Origin of the sequence: Domibacillus sp. A3M-37, from assembly GCF_024213455.1 — a bacterium.
Taxonomy (GTDB): Bacteria; Bacillota; Bacilli; order Bacillales; family Domibacillaceae; genus Domibacillus; species Domibacillus tundrae.
Map to the genome: position 1 here is coordinate 788,072 of NZ_JANAVL010000001.1, position 24,379 is coordinate 812,450.

27 protein-coding genes and 1 pseudogene are annotated in these 24,379 nt (G+C 45.9%); 14 read left to right on the forward strand and 14 right to left on the reverse strand.

Annotated elements, in window-relative coordinates:
• Window positions 1-7 precede the first annotated feature (7 nt).
• From NLX67_RS03850 to NLX67_RS03860, 3 genes are read right to left on the reverse strand one after another with little or no spacing between them, the layout of a single operon-like run.
• Window positions 8-277: a YwdI family protein gene (locus NLX67_RS03850; protein ID WP_046179082.1), complete on the reverse strand. Its 270-nt coding sequence runs from the start codon at window positions 275-277 to the stop codon at window positions 8-10.
• Complete coding sequence (locus NLX67_RS03855; protein ID WP_046179083.1) at window positions 274-432, reverse strand: hypothetical protein; 159 nt, start codon at window positions 430-432, stop codon at window positions 274-276. The genes NLX67_RS03850 and NLX67_RS03855 overlap by 4 nt, the downstream gene beginning before the upstream one ends.
• Before the next feature lie 35 nt (window positions 433-467).
• Window positions 468-1,163, reverse strand: coding sequence for a uracil-DNA glycosylase (locus NLX67_RS03860; RefSeq protein WP_046179084.1), 696 nt, complete (start codon window positions 1,161-1,163; stop codon window positions 468-470).
• Between the two features lie 308 nt (window positions 1,164-1,471).
• Between NLX67_RS03860 and pdxK the strand changes: the two genes are divergently transcribed.
• Window positions 1,472-2,269 carry a pyridoxine/pyridoxal/pyridoxamine kinase gene (gene pdxK, locus NLX67_RS03865; RefSeq protein WP_254310451.1) on the forward strand — a complete coding sequence of 266 codons (798 nt, stop codon included), beginning with the start codon at window positions 1,472-1,474 and terminating at the stop codon, window positions 2,267-2,269.
• A 96-nt stretch (window positions 2,270-2,365) separates the two neighbouring features.
• Here pdxK and NLX67_RS03870 read toward each other — a convergent pair whose 3' ends face one another.
• Window positions 2,366-2,917, reverse strand: a complete 552-nt coding sequence (locus NLX67_RS03870; RefSeq protein WP_046179086.1) for a nitroreductase family protein — start codon at window positions 2,915-2,917, stop codon at window positions 2,366-2,368.
• Between the two features lie 123 nt (window positions 2,918-3,040).
• Here NLX67_RS03870 and NLX67_RS03875 point away from each other — a divergent pair, with 123 nt between their 5' ends.
• Window positions 3,041-3,388, forward strand: a complete 348-nt coding sequence (locus NLX67_RS03875; RefSeq protein ID WP_046179087.1) for a YojF family protein — start codon at window positions 3,041-3,043, stop codon at window positions 3,386-3,388.
• A gap of 18 nt (window positions 3,389-3,406) precedes the next feature.
• Window positions 3,407-4,123 carry a bacillithiol biosynthesis deacetylase BshB2 gene (bshB2, locus tag NLX67_RS03880; protein ID WP_254310452.1) on the forward strand — a complete coding sequence of 239 codons (717 nt, stop codon included), beginning with the start codon at window positions 3,407-3,409 and terminating at the stop codon, window positions 4,121-4,123.
• A 374-nt stretch (window positions 4,124-4,497) separates the two neighbouring features.
• Here the strand turns inward: bshB2 and ilvA are convergent, their stop codons facing one another.
• Together ilvA and NLX67_RS03890 are read right to left on the reverse strand one after the other, a co-directional pair.
• Window positions 4,498-5,745, reverse strand: a complete 1,248-nt coding sequence (ilvA, locus tag NLX67_RS03885; RefSeq protein ID WP_046179088.1) for a threonine ammonia-lyase IlvA — start codon at window positions 5,743-5,745, stop codon at window positions 4,498-4,500.
• Window positions 5,746-5,787: 42 nt separating this feature from the next.
• Window positions 5,788-6,660 (reverse strand): HAD family hydrolase, encoded by an 873-nt coding sequence (locus NLX67_RS03890; RefSeq protein WP_254310453.1) that lies wholly within the window; start codon window positions 6,658-6,660, stop codon window positions 5,788-5,790.
• Between the two features lie 360 nt (window positions 6,661-7,020).
• Here NLX67_RS03890 and NLX67_RS03895 point away from each other — a divergent pair, with 360 nt between their 5' ends.
• The 5 genes from NLX67_RS03895 to NLX67_RS03915 all read left to right on the forward strand — a co-directional run bounded on the left by NLX67_RS03895 (window position 7,021) and on the right by NLX67_RS03915 (window position 9,611).
• Window positions 7,021-8,115: an AI-2E family transporter gene (locus NLX67_RS03895; RefSeq protein WP_254310454.1), complete on the forward strand. Its 1,095-nt coding sequence runs from the start codon at window positions 7,021-7,023 to the stop codon at window positions 8,113-8,115.
• A 105-nt stretch (window positions 8,116-8,220) separates the two neighbouring features.
• On the forward strand, window positions 8,221-8,364 hold the full coding sequence (locus NLX67_RS03900) for a hypothetical protein (protein WP_156153974.1): 144 nt from the start codon (window positions 8,221-8,223) through the stop codon (window positions 8,362-8,364).
• Between the two features lie 128 nt (window positions 8,365-8,492).
• Entirely contained in the window at window positions 8,493-8,858 is a 366-nt protein-coding gene (yknW, locus tag NLX67_RS03905) for a YknW family membrane protein (protein ID WP_483863871.1), read from the forward strand.
• 18 nt (window positions 8,859-8,876) lie between these two features.
• On the forward strand, window positions 8,877-9,101 hold the full coding sequence (locus NLX67_RS03910) for a hypothetical protein (RefSeq protein WP_254310456.1): 225 nt from the start codon (window positions 8,877-8,879) through the stop codon (window positions 9,099-9,101).
• Between the two features lie 45 nt (window positions 9,102-9,146).
• Window positions 9,147-9,611, forward strand: coding sequence for a helix-turn-helix transcriptional regulator (locus NLX67_RS03915; RefSeq protein WP_172645544.1), 465 nt, complete (start codon window positions 9,147-9,149; stop codon window positions 9,609-9,611).
• A gap of 35 nt (window positions 9,612-9,646) precedes the next feature.
• On the opposite strand, the gene NLX67_RS22725 is transcribed toward NLX67_RS03915, so the two are convergent.
• A complete protein-coding gene (locus NLX67_RS22725) occupies window positions 9,647-9,772 on the reverse strand; it encodes a hypothetical protein (RefSeq protein ID WP_256519584.1) in 126 nt (41 codons plus the stop codon).
• A gap of 103 nt (window positions 9,773-9,875) precedes the next feature.
• Here NLX67_RS22725 and NLX67_RS03920 point away from each other — a divergent pair, with 103 nt between their 5' ends.
• Window positions 9,876-10,679, forward strand: coding sequence for an alpha/beta hydrolase (locus NLX67_RS03920; protein WP_254310457.1), 804 nt, complete (start codon window positions 9,876-9,878; stop codon window positions 10,677-10,679).
• A 193-nt stretch (window positions 10,680-10,872) separates the two neighbouring features.
• Here NLX67_RS03920 and NLX67_RS03925 read toward each other — a convergent pair whose 3' ends face one another.
• Complete coding sequence (locus NLX67_RS03925; RefSeq protein ID WP_254310458.1) at window positions 10,873-11,160, reverse strand: hypothetical protein; 288 nt, start codon at window positions 11,158-11,160, stop codon at window positions 10,873-10,875.
• A gap of 114 nt (window positions 11,161-11,274) precedes the next feature.
• On the reverse strand, window positions 11,275-11,754 hold the full coding sequence (ybaK, locus tag NLX67_RS03930; protein ID WP_254310459.1) for a Cys-tRNA(Pro) deacylase: 480 nt from the start codon (window positions 11,752-11,754) through the stop codon (window positions 11,275-11,277).
• Between the two features lie 64 nt (window positions 11,755-11,818).
• Here ybaK and NLX67_RS03935 point away from each other — a divergent pair, with 64 nt between their 5' ends.
• Entirely contained in the window at window positions 11,819-12,469 is a 651-nt protein-coding gene (locus NLX67_RS03935) for a LytTR family DNA-binding domain-containing protein (RefSeq protein ID WP_046179096.1), read from the forward strand.
• A 126-nt stretch (window positions 12,470-12,595) separates the two neighbouring features.
• A complete protein-coding gene (gene scpC, locus NLX67_RS03940) occupies window positions 12,596-14,104 on the forward strand; it encodes a succinyl-CoA:acetate CoA-transferase ScpC (RefSeq protein ID WP_254310460.1) in 1,509 nt (502 codons plus the stop codon).
• Window positions 14,105-14,508: 404 nt separating this feature from the next.
• On the opposite strand, the gene NLX67_RS03945 is transcribed toward scpC, so the two are convergent.
• On the reverse strand, window positions 14,509-16,347 hold the full coding sequence (locus tag NLX67_RS03945) for a cation:proton antiporter (RefSeq protein WP_254310461.1): 1,839 nt from the start codon (window positions 16,345-16,347) through the stop codon (window positions 14,509-14,511).
• Window positions 16,348-16,564: 217 nt separating this feature from the next.
• Here NLX67_RS03945 and NLX67_RS03950 point away from each other — a divergent pair, with 217 nt between their 5' ends.
• The gene (locus NLX67_RS03950) at window positions 16,565-18,283 is read left to right on the forward strand and encodes an ABC1 kinase family protein (protein WP_254310462.1); all 1,719 of its coding nucleotides are present in this window, start codon (window positions 16,565-16,567) and stop codon (window positions 18,281-18,283) included.
• Window positions 18,284-18,412: 129 nt separating this feature from the next.
• On the opposite strand, the gene purU is transcribed toward NLX67_RS03950, so the two are convergent.
• Window positions 18,413-19,321 carry a formyltetrahydrofolate deformylase gene (gene purU, locus NLX67_RS03955; protein WP_254310463.1) on the reverse strand — a complete coding sequence of 303 codons (909 nt, stop codon included), beginning with the start codon at window positions 19,319-19,321 and terminating at the stop codon, window positions 18,413-18,415.
• A 137-nt stretch (window positions 19,322-19,458) separates the two neighbouring features.
• On the opposite strand from purU, the gene NLX67_RS03960 reads away from it, so the two are divergent.
• Together NLX67_RS03960 and gdhA are read left to right on the forward strand one after the other, a co-directional pair.
• Window positions 19,459-20,796 carry a sodium-dependent transporter gene (locus tag NLX67_RS03960; RefSeq protein ID WP_254310464.1) on the forward strand — a complete coding sequence of 446 codons (1,338 nt, stop codon included), beginning with the start codon at window positions 19,459-19,461 and terminating at the stop codon, window positions 20,794-20,796.
• A 278-nt stretch (window positions 20,797-21,074) separates the two neighbouring features.
• A complete protein-coding gene (gene gdhA / locus NLX67_RS03965) occupies window positions 21,075-22,454 on the forward strand; it encodes an NADP-specific glutamate dehydrogenase (RefSeq protein WP_254310465.1) in 1,380 nt (459 codons plus the stop codon).
• Window positions 22,455-22,538: 84 nt separating this feature from the next.
• Here gdhA and NLX67_RS03970 read toward each other — a convergent pair whose 3' ends face one another.
• The 3 genes and pseudogenes from NLX67_RS03970 to NLX67_RS03980 all read right to left on the reverse strand — a co-directional run.
• Window positions 22,539-23,402, reverse strand: a complete 864-nt coding sequence (locus tag NLX67_RS03970) for an SGNH/GDSL hydrolase family protein (protein WP_254310466.1) — start codon at window positions 23,400-23,402, stop codon at window positions 22,539-22,541.
• A gap of 74 nt (window positions 23,403-23,476) precedes the next feature.
• Window positions 23,477-23,989 (reverse strand): hypothetical protein, encoded by a 513-nt coding sequence (locus tag NLX67_RS03975; RefSeq protein WP_254310467.1) that lies wholly within the window; start codon window positions 23,987-23,989, stop codon window positions 23,477-23,479.
• A 264-nt stretch (window positions 23,990-24,253) separates the two neighbouring features.
• Window positions 24,254-24,379 (reverse strand): annotated as a pseudogene (locus NLX67_RS03980) (nucleoid-structuring protein H-NS); the annotation flags it as partial.

Sequence of the window (24,379 nt, forward strand, 5' to 3'; positions counted from 1 at the left end):
TTCTCCTTTAAAAATCAAAAATAGACTCTCCGTTTGATCCATCCCCTGTTGCAATCCGTCCTGGTTGACCTACGACCTGCACCGGCTGCTGTACCGGCTGCGGAATAACAGCCGGTGCCGCCATCGGTTTTGGCACTGGTGTTTCTATTCCCATCAACAAATCGCACATTGATTTGATCGCATAAACATGCTTCTCCATATCATTTGGATTTGCATTTTTAGCAGCAGTAATCTCCTGCTCCATCTTCTGCAGCACTTTTTCAAGTGATACCTTCATTTTTTCTCACCCGCTTTCGGCGAAAATTGAAAACATGGATGGCCTGATGACCGCTTGACGACAACAGACGGCACCTGCTTTGTTTTAAATCCGTAAGCACGGCAGCCACGCGGTGCTTGGGGGTCCCACGTTACGTGAAAATGTTGGCATTTCATACAATTTGGTTCCGTTTTAAGCCCCCTCCTTTTTATTACGTTTCACGTGAAACATTATTTTCTAAACACCAGTTAATTGGCTTTTCACCCATTGAAGCCAGCGCATCATTTGCCTGTGAAAAAGGACGGCTGCCAAAAAAGCCACGTGATGCAGACAATGGACTTGGATGCGGCGATTCAAAAATGACGTGTTTTTTTGTATCAATCAATGCTTTCTTGCTTTGGGCAGGCCTCCCCCATAGTAAAAAAACAACAGGCTTTTCCCGGTTGCTGATCAATTGAATGACTTGGTCCGTAAACGTTTCCCATCCTTTGCCCCGATGCGAATGAGCCTTTCCTTCCCGAACGGTTAAAACCGTATTTAACAGCAGCACACCTTCATCCGCCCATTGCTTTAAATAACCATGATTCGGTATTGGACAGCCGAGGTCTTCTTTTAATTCCTTGTACATGTTTTTCAGCGATGGCGGCGGCACGATTCCCGGCTGAACCGAAAAACTAAGACCGTGTGCCTGATTTGGACCATGGTACGGGTCTTGTCCAAGGATAACGACTTTAACGTTTTTATAAGATGTAAAATGAAGCGCATTAAAAATATCATTCATATTTGGATGGATCGTCTGCGTTTTATATTCTTCTTTTAAAAAAGACCGGAGTTCCTGATAATATGGCTTTTCAAATTCGTCTTCAAGCAGCGGCGCCCAGTCGTTCGTTACTATTTTTTTTGTCATGCGGCTCACCTCCCTTCTCATTATAAAGGAATAAAGCGCTGTTTAAAAACAAAGCGGACGGTTAAATCAGTACAAAGTTGAAAAACGGGGAGATTTTTGTGTGTATACTGCAAAAATCGTAACAAATCAAACTGAAGCGGCGGACTATGAAGAACAGCTCGCACCCGGCCTGCTTTTTGTCGTTATAGCAAAAGAAACAGCCGATGATACAAAATAACACTCTGAGAAAAAAAGGGGCGTTTTTTCTTGTGCATTTTGGAATAGTTTTTTACACTGGAGGAAGTGTATAAAGAGGAGGAATTTCATTCATGAAAAAGACATTAACCATTGCAGGATCAGATACGAGCGGTGGTGCGGGCATTCAAGCTGATTTAAAAACGTTCCAGGAGCACGGCACTTACGGCATGACAGCGTTGACGACGATTGTAACGATGGATCCCGATAACGGCTGGAGCCACGGTGTTTTCCCATTAGCGATTGATGCGCTCGAAGCACAATTAAAAACGGCGATGTCGACCGGCATTGACGCACTAAAAACAGGGATGCTTGCGACACCGGAAATTATCGAAACTGCAGCAGCATCGATTAAAGCGAACGACGTCCAAAAAGTCGTCATCGACCCGGTCATGGTATGTAAGGGCGAAGATGAAGTATTAAACCCTGAAGCAGCTGAAGCAACGCGTGATTTGCTTTTGCCACTCGCCACTGTTGTAACACCAAACTTGTTTGAAGCTTGGCAATTGTCCGGTGTCGGTCCGATCCGTACGATTGACGATATGAAAGAAGCGGCGAAAAAAATTCATGAGCGCGGTGCGAAAAACGTCGTTGTTAAAGGCGGCAAGCAGCTTGAAAGCGAAAAAGCGATCGATCTTTTCTACGACGGAGAAGAATTTATTTTGCTTGAAGGCGAAAAACATAACACGACTTACAATCATGGCGCCGGCTGTACGTTTGCAGCGGCGATTACAGCTAATTTAGCAAACGGACAGGACGTAAAAGAAGCGGTCAATAACGCGAAAAACTTCGTTAATGCAGCTATTAAACACGGCTGGAAACTAAACGAATACGTTGGACCGGTTATGCACGGCGCTTATAATAAAAACTAAACAGGAGCACCCGCCAGACAATGTGTCAGGCGGGTGCTTTATTGTAGTTCTGTTACTTATTCGAATTGGTGTCCACTCAATCCCTTTTATGTCCATTCAACCAAAATACGTTATTTTCTTTTCGATTGGTGTCCGTTCTTTTGCTTTTGGCAGTTCGTCGTAATAGCCGAATTGCAGCATCGCTAAAATGCGCTCCCCTGGCTTCACATCGAGCGCCTGTCGGAATTTTGGCGCATCGATCCAGACGGGTGTTTTCCAGCATGTGCCGATTCCCTTTTCCCAGGCGAGCAGCTGCGCATTTTGAATTAAGGCACACGCAGCAGAAAAGTCTTCAAACCGTTCTTTTTGGCGTGAGTCTTCCGGAATGATGACAAAAACAAAGGCGCCCGGCAGCTTAAAGCCAGCGGTTTTTTGTTCTAGTTCTTCCTCAGTCATCATGTTCCATTTCGGAATCGTGCATTCTTTCATCGTATTCCGGATCGCGTCAAGGCCTTTATCAGCTGCGACCACAAAACGCCACGGCTCGCGGTTTCCGTGATTTGGCGCCCAGGCTGCATCTTTTAAAACAGCGGTTACGTCTGACAGGGCTACGGCCTTCCCGTTAAATTTTTTAATGGATCGTCGTTCTCGAATAATCGTTTTCAGCACATTAACACCTCTATCTCAAAATTATTTCTCCATTCATCATACTGAAAAAGCAGGATTTTCGCTATCCGAATCATTTTTTAGTACAATAAAGCCAGAACTTATTTTGACGGGAGGGCAACGGGCATGGAACCGATTTTACCTGAAAAGGTGCAGGAACTCATTAACAAGTTTGCCGGTGATGAAGTATACCTTCACATGGAAACGACAAACGGCGCGTATGCATCGCACTTTAATGAAAAGTTTTTCTCAGCGGGGGCGTATATCCGCAATGCGAAACTTACATATGAACATGGCAAAATTGTCGGCGACGGACCGTTTCGTGTCGGGCTGAAGCTTACTATCGGCTGGGTGTATGCAGAAGGACTGACACATTATGGATTTGATGAAGACGGGCATCTGCTGATGGCGGGGCACGATTTTGACGGAAAACTGGCGGTCGCACTGCAAATGGGCACAACACCATTTAAGTAAACGAAAGGAATGAAGACGATGACAGAAACAATGGAAATTGAACAGGAGCGCCACGTACTCGTCATTTTCCCGCATCCCGATGATGAAGCGTTTGGTGTCTCTGGCACGATTGCCATTCATACAGAGCGTAAAACGCCGGTCACATATGCGTGTTTAACACTTGGCGAAATGGGACGGAACCTTGGCAATCCCCCGTTTGCGACGCGTGAGTCGCTGCCGGATATCCGGAAAGCGGAGCTGCAAAAAGCAGCGGACGCAATTGGCATTCAAGATTTGCGCATGATGGGGCTTCGTGATAAAACGCTTGAGTTTGAAGATGATCAAAAAATGATGGACCTCGTAACGAATTTAATTAACGAGCTTGATCCTTCACTTGTAATTTCCTTTTATCCGGAATACTCCGTCCACCCAGACCATGAAGCGACAGCACGCGCGGTTGTCCGGGCGGTACGCGCGATGGATGCAGAAAAACGGCCGAAGCTGCACTGCGTCGCGTTTGCGAACAATACGCTTGAAGAAATTGGTGCGGCGGATATTCGCTACGACATCCGGCACGTGTATGATAAAAAAATGGAAGCGATGAAAGCACATATCTCCCAGACAATCTGGATGCTGAAAGAACTTGAAACAAGCGTGGCTGCTGAAGGAAGCGAGCTGCACGATCGCTTCAACTACGAACATTTTTGGACGTATACATTTGATGAAAAAGATAAAGTAATAGATATAAAAAGCTGATCTGCGGCCGCAGATCAGCTTTTTTAGGCCCGCAGGATGCGGGTCACAAAGGCGTTGCGACGATCCGGATGATCTGTCGGGCGAACGCCACAGGACGCTGCGCTCTTAGCCTTTGATTCTAAGGTGATGTCTAGCTCCAGACGGCCAGGCCCTCGGGCATAAGCCGTCCACAGCCGTGTGGCAAAGAGCGCCACTCTGCTGGTCCGTCTTACGCCTGCCGGGCCTGAACGGCCGTCTTGCGCTTTTCTTTTGTTGTCTAGCTCCAGGCGGCCAGGCCCTCGGGCATAAGCCGTCACAGCCGTGTGGCAAAGAGCGCCACTCTGCTGGTCCGTCTTACGCCTGCCGGGCCTGAACGGCCGTCTTGCGCTTTTCTTTTAGATTAATAAGTTAAATAACAACGGATCATTATTAATTTCCATATATGGGAATCCATTTTCTTTCATGCGCTTCACGAGCGGTTCGTAGTCTTCTTTATACTTCAGCTCAATGCCAACAAGCACCGGGCCTTCATCACGATTCGTCCGTTTCGTGTATTCAAAACGGGTAATGTCATCCTGCTCGCCCAGCACCTGATCCATAAATTTGCGCAGTGCACCAGCGCGCTGAGGGAATGTGACAATAAAGTAATGCTTCAGTCCTTCATAAATAAGCGAACGCTCTTTAATTTCCTGCATGCGTTCAATATCATTGTTGCCGCCGCTTACAATGCAGACAACATTTTTCCCTTTAATTTCTTCCTTATAAAAATCAAGCGCCGCCACAGATAATGCGCCTGCCGGCTCTGCGACAATCGCATTTTCGTTATACAGCTGCAGGATCGTTGTACAAACTTTGCCTTCCGGAATGACTGAAATGCCATCCAGCACGTCCATGCAAATGTCCATCGTGACATCACCGACTTGTTTCACTGCTGCACCGTCTACAAATGGATCGATCGTATCGAGGCGGGTTACTTGTCCATTATTCAGTGACGCTTTCATGCCGGCTGCTCCTTCTGGCTCCACGCCGATCAGCTTTGTTGCCGGGCTGATGCCTTTTAAATAGGAACCAACGCCTGCAGCCAGACCCCCGCCGCCGATCGAACAGAACATGTAGTCAATCGGTGCCTGCATGTCGTTTAAAATTTCCACAGCCACAGTCCCCTGTCCAGCAATCGTCCGGTAGTCATCAAATGGATGGACAAACATTTTTTCTTCAGCCGTGCAGTATTCCATTGCCGCTATGTAAGAATCATCAAACGTGTCGCCTGTTAACACAACCGACACTTTATCGCCGCCAAACCGCTTCACCTGTGATACTTTTTGGCGCGGTGTTGTTGACGGCATAAAAATTTTCCCTTCAATGCCCATCGCAAAGCACGAATAAGCGACGCCCTGGGCATGATTGCCGGCGCTCGCGCAAACCACTCCTTTTGCACGTTCTTCCGCCGTAAGGCTGCGGATAAAGTTGTACGCCCCGCGCAGCTTAAACGAGCGGACGATTTGTAAATCTTCGCGTTTTAAATACACGTTACAGCCGTAACGCGCGGATAAAATATCATTTTTTTGAAGCGGTGTCTTGATAACCACGTCTTTGAGCACCTGGTTTGCCACGACGATTTCTTCTACCGATACTTTTGACAAAGCGAATTCTCCTTCTAATTACGAATTTTAAGAATTATTGTATCATTTGACCATGCTTCGTTCCAGTGCATCTTCAATCGCCTTGGCCACGCCGCTGTCTTCATTTTTCGCCGTTTCAAATCGGGCGGCTTTTTTTATGTTCGCATCCGCATTGCCCATCGCATACGAATAGCCCACACGCTCGAGCATCGACAAATCATTGTAATTGTCGCCGACTGCAAGCGCATCTTTCATGGACAGCCCTTTTGATGCCAAATAATTCTCCAAAGTAATTCCTTTTTGCGCTTGGTCGTTCGTCACTTCCAAGTTTTCATTTCCTGAAGAACTGACCGCTACACCGTTTATATTTTCAAGCCGGTCGGCCGCTTTTTGCAATAGATCATAATCTGTTGAAAAAACGAAAAATTTATAAATGTGCTGACTCGTGTCACGAATGATTTCTTCATAATCGTTCACTTGCTTTACGAGACCGCGTTCAATGCGGAGTTTCGCCCGCTCACGAATGTCTTCCTCTTTTGTTTCAGGATGCGCAGACAGCACGATATCAATCAAAAGCTCAACTGCTTTTTCCGCGTTGTCTGTATAAGTCGCTTGATTGGTATATACTTCAAAGTAAACACCGACATCTTTCAAACGCTGATACAAATCGTATGCCACATCATCTTCAAGCGCCGTAAATTGAATGATTTCACCTTTCGCATTGCGCACTTCCGCCCCGTTTGCGGCAATAATCGGGCACTCAATGCCGGTTCCGTCGAGCGCAAAACGAGCTTCCATATAAGATCGGCCTGTTGCGACAACGACTTCGATGCCAAGCTCCTGCGCTTTTTTAATGGCGGCGCGGTTCGCTTCGCTTACTTCCATTTTTCCGTTCAGTAACGTTCCGTCCATATCCGTTGCGATGCTTGTAATCATTCGTGTCACCTTCTCATTTATATTTAATCCCTTCCCATTTTAACATGAAAATAGTTCGGAAGCCGGAAAAATGCTGGAATACTGCGGCTTAAGGATTGTAAGCGCCATCAAAATTCTGTTTTTTATGAATATATACTGAAGCATATATTTTCGGGACACAATGAATTAAATTATGCAAGTGATGAATATTTATACAAAGGAAGAATTTCTATTTGTTATCTTAATCATCCGTACACTTATCTCACTGCCTATTATTGCGGGCATTGCGCATCTTTATTTTTAAAAAGCCGCAACTTCCCGGCTTTTTTTTCGTATAATCGGGTAAAGATAAGATGTTACATAGAAAGGAAGTAGTTTATTTTGACACATAAACTTTGGTTTCAAACAGGGATCGGTATCTTACTGGCAATGCTGATTATCTTTATGTTTCAGCAAATTCAAGAAGTGTTTAATCCATTCGTTATTATTGCCAGAACGATTTTCCTGCCGCTTTTAATTGGTGGTGTACTTTTTTACTTAACACGGCCGCTGCTCCACTTTCTTGAGTCGAAAAAACTCCCGCGCTGGGCATCGATTACATTCGTGCTTACCGTTGTCATTTTTACTTTTTGGCTTATTTATGCGATGATCGCCCCGGTAATTGGGGAACAATCAGCATCTCTCGCCAAAAGTACACCTGAAATGATTAACGACGGCGAGAAATGGGTTGATTACTTGCTGAGCCAGCGCGATGATCTGCCGCCGCAGGCACAGGATTCGGTTGAAAAAGCGATCAGCAATGTGACAAACAATGTAAATGATTGGGCTGCCGGCTTTGGCTCATGGCTGCTGACATTCCTGCAAAACTTTATTCAAGGACTATTTTTACTTGTATTAGCGCCATTTTTCCTCGTCTACATGCTGAAGGATCATGAAAAATTTGCCCCGTTTTTGGCTGGCTTTTTCCATGGTGAACGAAGAACCTGGGTTCGTAAGACGCTGCACGATTTGGACGTAACCCTCCGTTCTTATATTCAGGGCCAGCTGTTGGTCAGCTTTCTTGTCGGCGTTATGTTATTAATTGGTTACTTAATTATCGGTCTTGATTATGCACTATTGTTGGCACTGTTCGGCATGTTCACTAACGTGATTCCATTTCTCGGCCCGTATTTGGCCGTTGTGCCGGCTTTGATTATCGCGTTGATGCAAGAGCCGCAAATGGCGCTTTACGTCGCGATCATTATGCTCGTAGCCCAGCAGATTGAAAGTAACTTTATCTCACCGAACGTTATGGGCAAAGCGCTCGATATTCACCCGCTCACGGTCATTACCGTTATTTTAGCAGCTGGAAATATCGCTGGCATTTGGGGTATTATTCTTGCGATTCCGTTTTACGGTGTCGTCAAAACAATTTTATCGAACTTGTACAAGAAGCGGACCGAAATTCGTGAAGCAGCTGGGAAAGAAATTGATTAAAAAGGAAAGCTGTCTCAAATGGGACAGCTTTTTTATTTCCATTTTTTTCGACATGATACGTATGAATTCACGTACCTATTTTATCGAAAAAAGGAGTATGAAAACATGATTGAAGAAACAAGCAAGACCACGCATCCGAAACCTTCTCTTTTTGGCTTGATCACAAGCCCTGTTGAGCAATTCAAACGGATGAAGCAAAGACCGGTAATTTGGGGACCCAGTGTCATCGTCCTCATTCTTTTCACCTGATCCCTTTTGTTGGCTATGCTGCTTCCTGAATCACTTCAACTCATGTCAGAAAGTGGCTTGTCTATAGACCAAGCCCGAAACATCTCACTGATTACCGGCTTGATCACGGGTGTAATTATACTATTTCAATCAGTGCCGGCATTATGTATTTAATTGTGAAAATAGCTGGTGGTGACACAACGTTTAAGCATTTAGTCAGCTTTACCATCTTTCTTGCCTTCATTATTACGATCGGGCAAATTATCAACTACGGTGTTGCTCTAGCAGCAGGTACAGATCCAAATGTGACGAGTATAAACGGCCTGCTGGGATTGGATGGGAAAATGGGCGGCGCTCTCAATATGGTAGAAATCTTCACAATTTGGTCAGTCATTCTTACCGGAACCGGCCTCCCAGTTGTAGCATCGATTTCAAGACGGGCCGCATGGATTATTGTAGCTGTTCTTTCCATCGTCACCATTGTAATCGGATTCTTAATGGGGACAGGTTATTAAGATGCTCAAAAAAAGAAAGTGCTTGTTCCACTTGTTGCTGTTATTATTGCTGCTTTTATCGGAGCAAGTGTATACCAGTCCCAGGCAAAAAATGAAGTTATCGTGAAAACCGGACGTATTCAAGAAGAAGAGCTTACAACAACTGTCATGATTCCTGGTACCCGTTCACTGGCGGATGAGCAAAAAGTCTATAGTGATTTGGAAAAAAGCGATGTAGAAACGATTCACGTTAAAAAAGGTTGACGGATTTTGTTCATGGTGTAAAACTACACGAAAGAGGTGATGTTCATGAAGAAAGATAACGTAATCGACGTTGTTTCGTCTAAGTTTAAATTAATCCGCACAGAACGTGGCTATACACAGGATAAAATGGCAGAAGTAATCGGCTTATCGAAAAAAACACTTGTTCAAATTGAAAAAGAACGCATATTAGCAGGCTGGACGACGACCGCAGCTGTCTGCGCTTTGTTCCGTGACAGTGACATTCTCCAATCCGCGCTCGGCGGTGATCCCGTTGAAATCGCCGAGCTCGCTGCGCACGATACTATTACACGTCCTCAAAGAGATAAAACGATGGGCGGGCGTGTCTGGTGGCGGGAGCTTGATCACCAAAACGGCTTCCGTCTTCAGCAAAACATGATCAGCGGCCACTACCGTGTGCTTGACGCGGACGCTTACCGGCTCTTCAGTACGTACGATGTGGCGGAGGCCGAAGAACATTTTCAAGAGTACATCAGGCGTGTTCAATTTTAAGAAAAGAATTTCTGGAGACCAGCAAGAGATTGTTCTTATTGGTCTCCATCCGCACAATCAAAACAAAGTAACTCCTCTTCTTCTTTCACGCCGTTTAAAAATCCGTCCAGGCAATACACATCTTTCCCGCATGCAGCACATTGACCAATCAATTCCTTCACTGAAACCACCTCCCTTTTATTCGATAATATTCCGGTCTGTATCTTTTTGTCGAATTTTCGTATAATAAAAAGCACTACTTCTAACGGAGAGGAACGACCGGCCATGCGGAAATACGGCTTATTTTTAGCAGCAGCTTTTTTGATTTATATGAGTTTTTTAACCCTCGAAAAAAGTGATTATGCCGTATCGGGCAACCAATATAAAGATCCGGTTTTGTTCGTTCACGGCTTTAAAGGCACGGCGCGGTCGTTTAATATGATGATTGGCCGATTTGAGGAGCGGGGCTGGGGAGAACGAGCACTGACGATGAATGTTACCCGGACCGGCCGGCTGCTTGTTCGCGAAGAGCCTTTTTCCGCGGATCGCCCCGCCTTTATTCATTTGATTTTTGAAAATAACCGGGCTTCTTTTGATGATACATCACGTGCACTTGCTGCTGTCATGCAAGTGCTGAAAAAAGAATATGGCGTGGAGCGTGTAAAAATTGTCAGCCATTCGATGGGTGGAATTGTTTCAGTGAAATTTTTACAGGAGCTGTATAACCCTGATCTCCACCCGATGACAGATCAGCTTGTCACGATCGGCAGTCCATTTGATGGCGTTTCCGGAGGCCGCTGGTTCATACAAAATCAAGGTCCTGCCGTATATGATTTAATGCACGGGTCCCCGGCACTTGCAAAAATCGCCGCCAATCATAACCGGTTTCCGTCAGGGACGAACGTATTAAATATTGCAGGCACTGGTGATCAGGTAACCCGGCTTCAAAGCGCGCTCAGCTTCAAAGCGCTTGTGCCGGAAGACCAATACCGCGTTGAGGTACTGTACGATAAAAACATTACTCATAGCGGCCTTCATGAAACAGCGATTGTTGATGAAAAAATTGGTGCGTTTTTTGACTATAAATGAGGCAGTGTGCGGTGCTGCTTCATTTTTTATGCCCACTTGCCAGTTTTGTGTCCACCCTGCCTTCTTTCTGTCCACTTAATAAAAATTTACGTCCATTCACACACAGTTATGTCCACTCAGCCGAATTGACGTCCATTTTCAACAAAAAAGCCGGCTCCCCTCACAAAAAGGGAAACCGGCTCTTTCATATATATTATCCTTTAAAAATGTCGCTGTGTGATTCGCGGATGCGGGCTAAAACGGCATCTACGGTTGATTCAGCGTTTACGGGATACTCTTTTACTCGTGTGACGGAGCATGCGTCTCCTGTCTGGCATAACACTTTTACACATTCCGCTGTTTCTTCTTCAAGTTCGTGCCATCCGCCTTCTTTGTAAAATGCGCCTGATTTCGCCATTTTTTCATACTGCACTACAAAGTTTTCTTTTACTTCACCGGCAAAATAGCTTTTCACGTCAAGAAGATTTTCAACGACCATCATGGTTATGGGTCAACTCCCGTTTCATTTGATGTCCTAAGTATACGCCCATTTTTTTCAAAAAAGAACCGCCAGCCGCCCGAAAACCACATTTTCCACAATTCAGTAACATTTCATTCAAACTTTGTTCACAATTTCACAAAAGGAAGCGTTTACTACGTCAGCAAGCTTTTTCGGAGCGAGTTCAATTTGTGCTCCGATCTTGCCGGCACTGACAACCATAGTCTTTAATTTTTCCGCCTGAACGTCGATAAATGTCGGGTACAGCTTTTTCATGCCAACCGGTGAACAGCCGCCGCGTATGTAGCCGGTCTGCTTTTGGATGTCTTTCACTGGTATCATCTCGATCTTTTTTTCACCTGCCGCGCGAGCCGCTTTTTTTAAATCAAGCTCACATTCTACCGGCACAACGAACACATACAATCCGCCCGTACCTTGTGCAACCAGTGTTTTAAAGACGTGCCGCGGAGCGACACCGATTTTCTCCGCAACGGACACGCCATCAATTTTTCCATCCTTGTTGCCATATTCATGCATTTGATACGAAATGCCTGTCGCGTCAAGCAGCCGCATCGCATTTGTTTTTCCTTTTGCCACAGTGTTTCCTCCTATATATATGTTAAAATTATTGTACTATAACCCATATAAAGAGGTGGAATAAATGGATCAACTGACCGTTTCTGGATTGATGGAAGTGATGAAAGAATTTTTTCCGCCTAATACGTCTGTTGCCGTGTCGAATCACGAAAAATTTATTTATTACCAGTCTAGCCGCCTAGTTGACTTGCACATTCGGGCGGGCGATCCGATTAAACAAGGCAGCGTGACACAGCAGGCAATTACGGAAAAACATCAAGTGTCAACGTATATTGACAGCGATGTGTACGGCATCCCCTACTATGCAATGAGTGTACCGATTTTTGATGACCACGTGCTGACTGGCGCGATTACGACCATTTATCCGGCTAAACCTTCGCCGATTTCACGTAATATTTTAACAATCAAAGCAGAAGACCGGTGGTATCCGATTCCGTATTCTGATGTTTTATACCTGGAATCGGAAGGACGTAAAACGCGCGTGCTGGCGCAAACAGGAAGCGGCTACCATAAGCTGAACTTAACAGAACTTGAATTTATGCTGCCGGACGACGCGTTTATCCGCGTACACCGCTCCTACATCGTCAACGTGAACTTTATTCAGGAAATTCAGCCGGATTCCCATTCGACTTTTTTGCTTATTATGAAGGACCGGACGAAAATCCCCGTTACTCAAACGTACACGAGCGCATTCCGTAAAGCGCTCAATTATTAACAAACTTGCTTGATGACGCGAAATTTCTTCTTCGCGTCTTTTTTGCGGCTTTTTGTTGCGAAGCAAATGAAAACCCTTTCAAATACTGCTACACTTGTTAAAATGAACCAGGGGGATCGATTCACAATGAATGAACGTATTCGCATCGAGGAATTAAGAAGCAGGATAGTGGGCGCGGATGAAGCTGCATCCTGGATTGAAGACGGGATGACATTGGGGTTAAGCGGATTTACACGGGCTGGAGATGCAAAAGCGGTGCCGATGTCACTTGTGGAACGGGCGAAAACAGAATCGTTTAAAGTGAACATTTTCACGGGGGCTTCGCTCGGCTTTGATTTAGATAAGATGATGGCAGAAGCCGGAATTATTCATAAACGCCTTCCATTTCAGGCGGACCCAGTGATGCGAAAAGAAATAAACGACGGCCAGCTGTTTTTTGTCGATCAGCATTTATCCCACACCGCGGAATCCATCCGCAGCGGTGTACTCGGCCCGATTGATTATGCCATTGTAGAAGCAGTCGCCATTACAGAAGACGGGCTAATTATTCCGGCGACCTCCGTCGGCAACTCATCAATTTTTGTGGAAAAAGCAGAGAATGTCATTGTTGAACTGAATACCGCACAGCCGGCGGAGCTCGAAGGCCTTCATGACATTTACAGTCCGAACGATCAAGGCAGACGCGGACCGATTATGCTGACATCAGTAGATGAACGCATTGGGGACATCGGCATTCGCGTTGATCCAGCAAAAGTAAAAGGCATTGTACTGACGAATGCCCAGGATTCACCGTCCACTATTGTGCCGCCAGATGCAGAGACGGCACAAATGGCCAATCATTTAATCACCTTTTTCCGTGAAGAAGTCAAAGCGGGTCGTCTCACGAATGAACTCGCGCCGCTGCAGTCCGGCATCGGCTCGATTGCCAATGCAGTGATGCACGGACTTATTGACTCGGAATTTGAAAACCTGGAAGTGTATTCTGAAGTACTGCAGGATGCCGTTTTTGATTTGTTTGATCACGGTAAAATCCGTTTCGCTTCCGGCTGCTCCATTACATTGTCTGAAGAAAAAATGACCGACATTTATTCGAATTTAGCGAAGTACCGGGACAAGCTGGTGCTCAGGCCGCAGGAAATATCGAACCACCCAGAACTCATCCGTCGACTTGGCTTATTGTCCATTAACACGGCGCTTGAAGTGGATATTTATGGAAACGTGAATTCCACTCACGTCTCTGGTACAAAAATGATGAATGGCATCGGCGGATCAGGGGACTTTGCCCGCAACTGCCGGACCGCGATTTTCGTGACAAAATCAACTGCAAAAAATGGCGCCATCTCCAGTATTGTCCCGTTCGCTTCACACGTTGACCATACGGAGCACGATGTGGACATCATCGTGACCGAGCAAGGTTTTGCGGACTTGCGTGGACTCGCACCACGTGAACGGGCCCTTGTTATTATTGAAAATTGTGCGCATCCGGCATACAAAGACCAGCTGCGCAGCTATTACGAAGCGGCGCTTACACGTGGTGGCCAAACACCGCATATACTCGAAAAAGCATTGTCCTGGCATACACGACTCGCTGAAACCGGTACGATGCGGGAGGAACAGCCTGTTTCCCTTTCGTGACGTCTGTTCGGCCGCTTTTTGGCAAACCAACTCTAAAATTCGATCCCAAACCGACTTCCAGCAAAAAAACGGTACGGCGTTTATATATAGAACCTTCCCTTCAAAAGAGCTGCTTCCGAAGCAGCTCTTTTTGGTATAAAAGCGGGACAAAAATCGACAATTTCATAAGAAAAAAACAGCCCACTTATTTATCTCATTCAAAATTTGTTCTTAACGTCAAAATTTTTCTGCTTCGTGTCGTTTATATGATATTTTGTGCTTTTTTTAATGAAAGCACTTTCAAATAAATTTATAATTATAGTCAAGAAGCCGATCCAACCGGCTCAACTTACAAAATACATTCCATACTCTCTCTGATTTACTGTCAGAAAAAAGCGGCCCCGGTGAAGGCCGCTTTTTTCTTTTTACCCGCCGCGGCGCTGTTCCGCGATTTTTTCTTTTGCTTTGGCAATCTCTTTCACCGGCGGCATTAAGCTTACAATCGTGTCACCCGCCTCCCCTTTTGGCGAAACGTCGCGCGTGTAAAATTCCAGCTTGCCGGATTGCTTAACAATAAACAGAAGCAGCGTATTTTCTTCAAGCTCTTTTAAATACTTGTCGTATCGGAACCGGTCTGTTAATTCAGTTTTTCGGAAAACGTAGTCTGCTGCCCGTGATGTGAGCGCCTGGTAGTGGGCAGATGAATCAAACAATACTTTCCCGCCGACCGTTTTGTTGAATTCTTTCGCCGTTTCTGTCCGCTCCGGCCCTGCTGCAATCTGGTACAAATTCACACGCCCCATTTCCGGCACAAATGTTGAGCAAACGAGTGCATTGTATGCTTCATCGCTTGTTGCAGCGATCATATACTCATACCGAGTCAGCTCCAAATGATACTCTGTGCTTTCTGACAAAATTTCACCGTGATACACCGGTAAATTCGCCTGGCGTGCTGAATGGAGCCCTTGCCACGATTCATCTGCGACAAGAACCGGAATATTTAAGTCCTGCATCGTTTTGCCGAGCTTTGCGGTAAATGTATTGCCGCCGATAAGGAGGACACCCGGCTTGTCTGTAGAGGCGAGATTTAGCTTTTTCGCCAGCCAGCCGATCGAAAACCCGTGAGCGACAACGGTTGAAAACACAAGGGCAAATGTAAGCGGCGTGAGCAGTGACGCGTCTTCATAACCCGCTTCAAATAAGGATTGGGCAAAGTAGCCGGATACAGTTAGCGCCACAATTCCCCGCGGCGCAATCCAGCCGACGAGCGTTTTTTCCTGTTTGGTCATGTCTGTGCCAACCGTTGACAGCCAAATCGAAAGCGGACGGACGACAAACAGCATGATCAATACAAATGCAATAATACGGAAGTCAAAAATCTGCATAAGCGTCTCTCTCGTCAGAGACGCGGTTAGCATAATAAAAATCGTTGAAATCAAGAGAATGGAGATGTTCTCTTTAAAATGACGCATGTCTTTAATAGAAGAAATGTGCATGTTTGCCATGACCATTCCCATTGCGGTAACGGCCAAAAGACCTGTCTCGTGCATTGCTTCATCTGCAATCGTAAAGCAGGCGATGACAACAACAAAAACAGCAGGTGATTTTAAATACTCCGGGACACGTCCTTTCTCAAGTGCCTTGCCGAGTCCGATCCCGAACACAACACCAAGCACAACCGCAAAAGCTGAGCCAAACAAGAAATTAATAAACGTCGCCGCAGTGACTTCCCCTGTAAAAAATTTAATTAATTCAAATGCGAATAAAGCAAGAAGTGCACCAAATGGGTCAACAACAATCCCTTCCCATTTCAAAATCGCGGCGGTACGCGGTTTTAATTTTGCCTGGCGCAGCAGCGGCAAAATGACAGTCGGCCCTGTCACAATAAACAATCCACCGATGACAAATGCTACAGCAAGAGATAATCCCGCTACGTAATGCGCCGCGAGGGACCCCGCAATCCAGGCGATAAACGCGCCGAGTGTCACAATACGGCGGATCGGCTGCCGGACCGTTTTAATTTCACGAAAATCAAGGTTTAAGCTTCCCTCAAATAAAATAATCGCCACGGCCGCTGAAATAATCGGGCCAAATAAGTCCCCAAATACATCTTTCGGGTTAAACCAGCCGAACAGCGGACCGATTAACAGCCCCGCAACTGACATGACCACAATCGCCGGAAGACGGAAGCGCCACGCCGTCCACTGAGATGCAATTCCGACCACGAGCGTGATCATTAAATAAAACAGTAACGAATCAAACATCACATCTCCCTTTCCCTTACACACATTTTTATACATACTACCGTGTTTGTTCCCACATTTTATGTTTTGAAAACTAACAGCGCTTTCGCAAACTGAAATTGTACAGTGGCAGCAGCCGTCCGGTAAAATAAGAAAAGCGCAAGGCAACCGTTTACTGGCGACAAGCATAAGACGAGTATTAGAGGAGGCGCTTCTTGCCTCCAGAAGGGCTTGGCTTATGACCAAGCCGAAGGCGCCTGGAGCTGGACAGTTTCCAAAAATATATACTTTTTTATCTTTTAAAAAAACGTATTCGGAAAGGATGGATTTTTTGAACAATATCGCCTTTTTCCGTATTTTTAAGATTGTTAAAATGGCCGCTGTTTTTTTTATTCAGCTGACGTTATTTGAACGACTGCACCGCGGCCGTTGGACAGAGGAAACAAACCGTAAATGGGAAGCGCTTTTGAAAAAGCAGGCGGCAGAGTACCGTCGTACGGCTCTTCATCTTGAAGGGCTGCTTATTAAGCTTGGGCAATTTTTAAGCACACGAGCGGATATCATGCCAAAAGCGTTTTTAGAAGAGCTGGAAGATTTAATTGACCGCGTTCCAGCCGTGCCCTGGGAAGCAGCCAAAGCGGTTATGGAATCAGAGTGGAATGGCCCGATTGAGACGATTCTTTCTCATATCGATGAACGGCCAGTGGCGTCCGCTTCGATCGGTCAAGTATATAAAGCAACGCTTCATTCTGGCGAAGAGGTTGCGGTGAAAGTACAGCGTCCGGATATTGATCGAATTATCGCCGTTGATTTTAAAGCAGTCCGTATTGTAATGAATCTTGCCGGCCGGTTCACGACATTCGGCAAGCAGACGGATTTGCCGGCTTTGTATCGTGAAATGACTGCCATTATCGGAGCAGAGCTCGATTTTAAAAGCGAACTTGCCAACGGCCGTTATTTTAAACAGCGGTATGAGTCGTTTAATGCGGTGGATATTCCGTCTTACAACAGCGACATTTCAACAAAACGCGTGCTTGTGATGGAATGGATTGAAGGCGCGCGCATCACGGATCTCGCCTTTCTTGAACGAAACGGCATTGACCGGCATATATTAGCCGAACGTTTGACTCGCATGTTTTTGGAGCAGCTTTTACAGGAAGGCAAATTTCATGCCGACCCACACCCCGGCAATATATTAGTCAAGGCAGATGGCACGATTGTACTCATTGATTTCGGCATGATCGGCATGCTGCCGGCAACTGACGCCATCTACATCCGCGCAATGATTGAAGGCATTTTAACGGAAGATTACAGTAAGGTGGTGGACGGGCTTGAAGGACTGCAATTTCTACTGCCGCGTGCGGACAAGGAACGGATGAAGCGTGTGATCAGAGCGATGATCGACGCGTACACATCGCAGTCTTTTAAGCGAATGGATGATCTTGCCGCTCAGCAGCTGCTTGAAGAAATACAGCTAATCGTTAAGCAGGAACCGGTACAGATGCCTGCCGGTTTTGCCTTTTTAGGACGGGCTGTCTCTACGTTCATCGGTCTTTTGCATATTTTAGACCCAAATATCGATTTAATGGAAGTTGGACGGCAGCCGGTGCTGGACTGGCTCGGGAAACATGCCGGCAAAACAAATCCACAGACAATTTTACTTCAGTCGCTCCGTCCGCTTCTTTCTCTCCCGCAAAAGCTGTCGGCCGCGCTCGATGAACCAGCCCGATTGCGGGAGCAGCAAGATGCACATCGGGAACGCGCCGAAATGGAGCGCTACTTGCTGAAAAGCCGTCGAGACGCGCTTTTGTTCACCGCTCTTGCATTCCCGGCCGTGCCAGCCGCTTTTTGGACTGAACAAGCTGTGCTCCTATACGGAGGCCCTTCTCTTTTAGCCGTATCACTCATTTTTTACTGGCGGTCGATCCGGGCGCATAAGCGGTTTCTTCAAAAATAAGCTCTTTCTTTTTTACTATTTAAACGCATGAACCGGCTGTGCCAATTCAGTGGAGGCAGCGCACAAGATGCTGATAAATTTAAAGACGTAAAAAAGGGATGTGCCAGCATGGGCACATCCCTTTTTTTCTTATTGAAACACGATCGTTTTATTTCCATGAACGATGACACGGTCTTCTAAATGCCACTTCACCGCTCGAGCTAAAACACGCCGTTCAATCGAGCGGCCGATTTTTTTCAAATCCGCTACATGATCACGATGATCCACGCGTTCAATATCCTGCTCGATGATTGGACCTTCATCCAAATCGTTTGTCACGTAGTGAGACGTTGCACCGATCAGCTTTACACCGCGGTTATACGCACGCTCATACGGGCGCGCGCCGATAAACGCCGGCAAGAATGAGTGATGGATGTTAATAATTTTGTTCGGATATTTCTCTACAAATTCAGGCGTTAGAATTTGCATATAACGAGCCAGGACAATGACATCGATATTGTATTGTTCAATAAGGCGGGATTGTTCTTCCTCAACCTGATTGCGGATGTCTTTGTTTGCCGGAATGTAATGGAATGGAATACCGAGCGATTCAACCATGCCACGGGCATCTTCATGATTCCCGGCCACAAAGGCGATATCCGTCTGTAAATCCCCGCTTTGCCATTCCCATAAAAGCTCTAATAAGCAATGTGGCTCTTTTGATACGAAAATCGCTGTTTTTTTCCGGTCGCTGCTGTATGCAAAGCGGAAATCCATGTCAAACTCTTTTGCAAGCGGCGTGAAATCCCCTTCCATTACGCTGCGCTTTGCCATGAGGTCGTCGCAGTCAAATTCAAGGCGGATAAAAAACGTGCCGCCTTCAGGATCGCTCGTGTATTGGCTCGATTCGATAATGTTGGCGCCGTGTTCGAATAAAAACTTCGACAGCGCGGATACGATACCGGGTCCATCTGGACACTTGACAAGCAGCCTTCCGCGATTTACATAGCGGCTTTGCCCATTCAGAAAGTTTTCACGCGCATTTATATTTACAGTCATTTGGGTACACTCCAGTTATCAATGTAATTTCCTCATTATAAACGATTCTGTCCGCGTTGAACATATATTCAGCCCTGCATTTTAATTTACGTTATAATAAAATAATAAAAAATCACTTGCTATTGGAGGAGAATCTTTTGGAAAAACAGCAACAATGGTCGTCTAAAATCGGCTTTATTTTATCCTCAGCCGGTGCAGCGATCGGTCTCGGCGCCATTTGGAAATTTCCTTATGTAACCGGGCAAAGCGGCGGCGGAGCTTTTTTGCTTTTATTTATCCTTTTTACACTGCTTATCGGGCTGCCAATGCTCATTTCGGAATTTATAATTGGACGCGGCTCTGGGCGTGAAGCAGTCAGCGCGTATAAAAAACTGGCACCAGATTCCTTCTGGACGGTAACCGGCAAAATCGGCGTTGCCGGATGCTTCTTGCTGCTGTCATTTTACAGCGTTGTCGGCGGCTGGGTGCTGATTTATACGGTCCGCTCCTTATACGGAGGCGTCATTGATGGCGGCGATCCCGGCGCTCTTTTTGGCGCCGTTACGACAAATGCCGGATTAACGATTGGCGGCCATGCTGTTTTTATGCTGCTGAATATTCTTGTTATTGCAGCAGGCATTCAAAATGGGATTGAGCGTTCCAGCAAATATATGATGCCCGTTTTGTTTATTTTCTTTATTATTTTAGTCGTTCGCTCATTGACGCTTGATGGCGCAATGGAAGGTGTGGCGTTTTTTTTACAGCCGGACTTTTCGGAGATTACCGGAGAAGCGGTTCTTTATGCACTCGGCCATTCATTCTTTTCACTTGCTGTCGGGTTTTCCTGCATGGTCACTTACAGCTCTTATTTGGGCAGAGATGTCAGCATCCCGGCATCTGCAGGCTGGGTTTCGATCATGAATATTTTCGTTTCGGTATTAGCGGGACTTGCCATCTTCCCGGCGGTTTTCGCATTCGGTCTGGAGCCGGCTGAAGGACCCGGTCTTCTTTTTGTCGTGCTGCCGGCTGTTTTTGCGCAAATGCCGTTTGGTGAACTATTTTTGTTTATGTTTTTGCTGCTGTTCCTGTTTGCGACTCTTACGTCGTCGTTCAGCCTGCTTGAAATCATTACGGCCGCTTTTACAAAAGGCGAGGAATCATCACGTAAAAAAATGGCACTTATCTCAGGTATTATTGTTTTCTTAGCTGGTATTCCTGCGGCGCTGTCATTCAGCGTTTTGGCTGATATTTCATACTTTGGCCGCACCATCTTTGATTTAACCGATTATCTCGTCAGCAACATCCTGCTTCCGCTTGGCTGCTTGCTGATCGCCCTGTTTATTGTCTGGCGGATGGATAAAGCGCTTGTCAAAGAGCAATTTGAATTAAGCGCCGGCAGCCTTAGTCGGACTTATGCCATTTGGCTGCCGCTTATGCGCTGGATTGTGCCTGTGACAATTGCTGTTGTGTTTGTGTATACAATGATTCAATTATAAGTAAAATAAAAAAGCGTTCACGAATGATGGCTATTTCGTGAACGCTTTTATTAATTTAATCTCAAAACGAGATTAAATATTTATATTTTACTTTTTTTAGTAATTATCGGGTAAAAAAGAGCTTATTTTGGCAAAAAAGCGATTTATCTATTTAAATCAAAAAATCTATATCAAAAAGAGATTATTTTGATATCGTTAAAGCATTGATGGCATCGTTTTTTCAGAATATGATGATGTTATCAGAAAATTGTTTATTATGCACAAAGGAGATTATAAAAATGACAACCACGAATGAATTAACACAAGAAATGCAGGCTGCTAAACAATATGTAGACCATGTATTTGAAATTGTTAAAAAACGCAATCCCGGCGAAAACGAATTTCATCAGGCGGTTCAAGAAATCTTTGAATCCTTAACACCGGTATTCGCGAAATACCCAAAATACATTCAGCATAACATTTTAGAGCGCATGGTTGAGCCGGAGCGCGTGATTTCTTTCCGTGTGCCTTGGACAGATGATAACGGCAGCGTGCAGGTAAACCGCGGCTTCCGTGTTCAGTTCAGCAGCGCGATCGGACCATATAAAGGCGGTCTTCGCTTCCACCCGTCTGTTAATGCAAGCATCATTAAATTCCTTGGATTCGAGCAAATCTTTAAAAACTCATTGACTGGCCAGCCGATCGGCGGCGGTAAGGGTGGATCTGACTTTGATCCGAAAGGAAAATCCGACAATGAAGTGATGCGTTTTACACAAAGCTTCATGACAGAATTGTACCGCCATATCGGTCCAGATGTGGACGTACCAGCTGGCGACATCGGTGTCGGCGGACGCGAAATCGGCTACTTGTTCGGTCAGTACAAACGTCTTCGCGGCAGCTATGAAGCTGGCGTCTTAACAGGGAAAGGCATCGCATATGGCGGCAGCCTTGCACGCACAGAAGCGACAGGATTTGGAACGGTTTATTTCGTTGATGAAATGCTTCGTGACAAAGGGAAAACATTTAAAGGACGCACTGTAGTTGTATCTGGTTCTGGAAATGTATCCATTTATGCGATGGAAAAAGCGACAGAACTTGGCGCAACTGTTGTCGCATGCTCGGATTCAGGCGGCTACATTTACGATGAAAACGGCATTGATATCGCCACAGTTAAGCAATTAAAAGAAGTAGAACGCAAGCGCATCAGCGAATATGTGAATTTCCACCCGAACGCAACCTACACAGAAGGCTGCGCAGGCATTTGGAGCATTCCATGTAAAATCGCTCTTCCTTGTGCAACACAAAATGAAATCGATGCAGAATCAGCACAGCTTCTTGTGAACAATGGCGTAAAAGCTATCGGCGAAGGTGCGAATATGCCTTCAACGCTTGAAGCAATCGATATTTTCTTGAAAAACGGCGTTCTTTTTGCACCGGCAAAAGCAGCCAACGCAGGCGGCGTAGCGGTTTCCGCTCTTGAAATGGCGCAAAACAGCGCGCGTGTGCCTTGGACGTTTGAAGAAGTAGATGCCAAGCTTCATGGCATTATGAAAAACATTTTCAAGCAGTCGAAAGAAGCAGCCGCTGAATTTGGCTACGAGGACAACCTTGTTGTTGGCGCGAATATTGCCGGCTTCGTAAAAGTCGCGGATGCGATGATTTCACAAGGTGTCGTTTAATTAAAACAAAAAAGGTGTTCCCGAAATTCGGGAACACCTTTTTCTGTTGACTTGAATTCGGTTCAAACGCGTCCTCTCACGTGGTTATGCGTATACTTCTTCTCTTGTGCAGCCTTGAATCGCGGCTGTTTCTTCTATTTCTTTGCTTTCCTGCGGTTCATCTTCCGCCGCTTTCCGCTGCTTGATCAATTCAGAGAGCGACACCGGTTCCGGCAGCTGTTCCAGAATAGATGCCGGAATTTGCATGCCAGGCGCAGAGACATCCAAAAAGGCGTTAGCCATTTCTAAATAGCCGGCTTTATTTGGATGGACATCACCGGGATTCGGCAAATACTCAACTGCATCAAGTCCGAACCGGTCCGCAACCGGTATAAAAACAACCCCTGCTTTGTCCGCTTCTTGTTTGATGATTTGATTCAGTACGTCCAGTTGTTCACTGACAGCCGGCTTATGCTGGTCAAAAGCATGAGGATAGGGGAAGTAATACCCCATCATGTACACGTCCGCACCCGGCTGCAGCGACTTTATTTTCTCCAGTAAAAGTGCGTAGTCCTCTCGCACACCGTTCAGCGCAAACGCGGCTGTCACCGCATTAAATGTCAACATGCCACGGTTCGGATCGTTTTGAATAAGCGGCAGTAAATCGTTCGCCCCAGCTGAAACCGTAATCAAATCCGCTGATTTAATCGCTTTTTTCCCAGCTTCGCTGTCCACCTGCCCGATCACCTGCCCCACTGTATACCCAGGCACTGAAAGCTGTTTTGAAAAGACTTCCGGCTGCAGCGCCAGCGCGATCATATCCGCGTACCCCGCCCCAATTTCCCGATTCGGTGTTTGGCCCGCTGCAAGCGAATCCCCGATCGCCACATAATTCATCGCAGATGCCTGCACAGGCAGCACAATACTGCTTATAAGAAAAAAGCATAACAATAGGCTTCGTTTGATCATGTACGCCACTTCCTTTAGTGAGTCTTCTTCTTATTGTATCAAAAGAAGGGGCGTTTACGCTTGAACGAACTGCCTTATGCACCATTCATTGTAAAAACAAATTTAAGATCGATCCCGCTGACCTGTTTTTCCTGGAAGTATGCAACATAATAAATAACCGAATCATCCAGATGATACACAAGCCCATCAAATGAATGGGCAAGAACGTATTCTTTCGTTGTCCGGCCAATCCAGGCGTGAATATGCTCCGGCCGCACATTCGGCATTGTATTTGCTTTATATTTCCAATCGAGCGCGTCTTGACGAAGCTGTGTTTCGGAATACCGGCAATTGATGACGAGCGGCCGCTCCAGTTTAATTTCTTGCTTTAATACCGCTGCCTGTCCGCCTCCTTCTGCTTCCGCATGACAAAACGCGTATTGAGCCGCGAGCACCGCATCACTAATTAAATAAAGGCCGGACCCGAAAATAGACCGCGCCTGAACGCCATCCTGAAACCGGCGCCGTTCCATCCGCTCATAACGCTGATTGGCGACCACCCGTTCCGCTTCTTGAAAACTAATACCGCGATACCCCGTCCTTTTCATTGTTCCAGCCTCCATTTCACGATTGATTCCTCCGGCAGGCAAACGTCCATATGGTGAAAATTGATTTCAGCTTACCACATTTCTTTTTGCCTTTTGATCATATTGGAAGAAAATCTCACGTTGAAATAGTTTGTTGCTCTTTTCCTCGCCCGGTAATTTAAAAAGAAAAAATCAATCACATAACAAATGCCAGCGATAAAAATAAAAATGCCCGGAAGAAAGCTACTTCCAGGCATTTCATTTATGAAGAGTTAACTTTTTATATTACTTGGACGCTGGGGCCAAATTAGCTTCGGGTGATGTGACTTTGTCGTAGAAATTGACAAACTTGTCACGATCGTCGCTGTTGCGGTACGCCATCGCCACACGCGGATGTTCATTCAGTACACC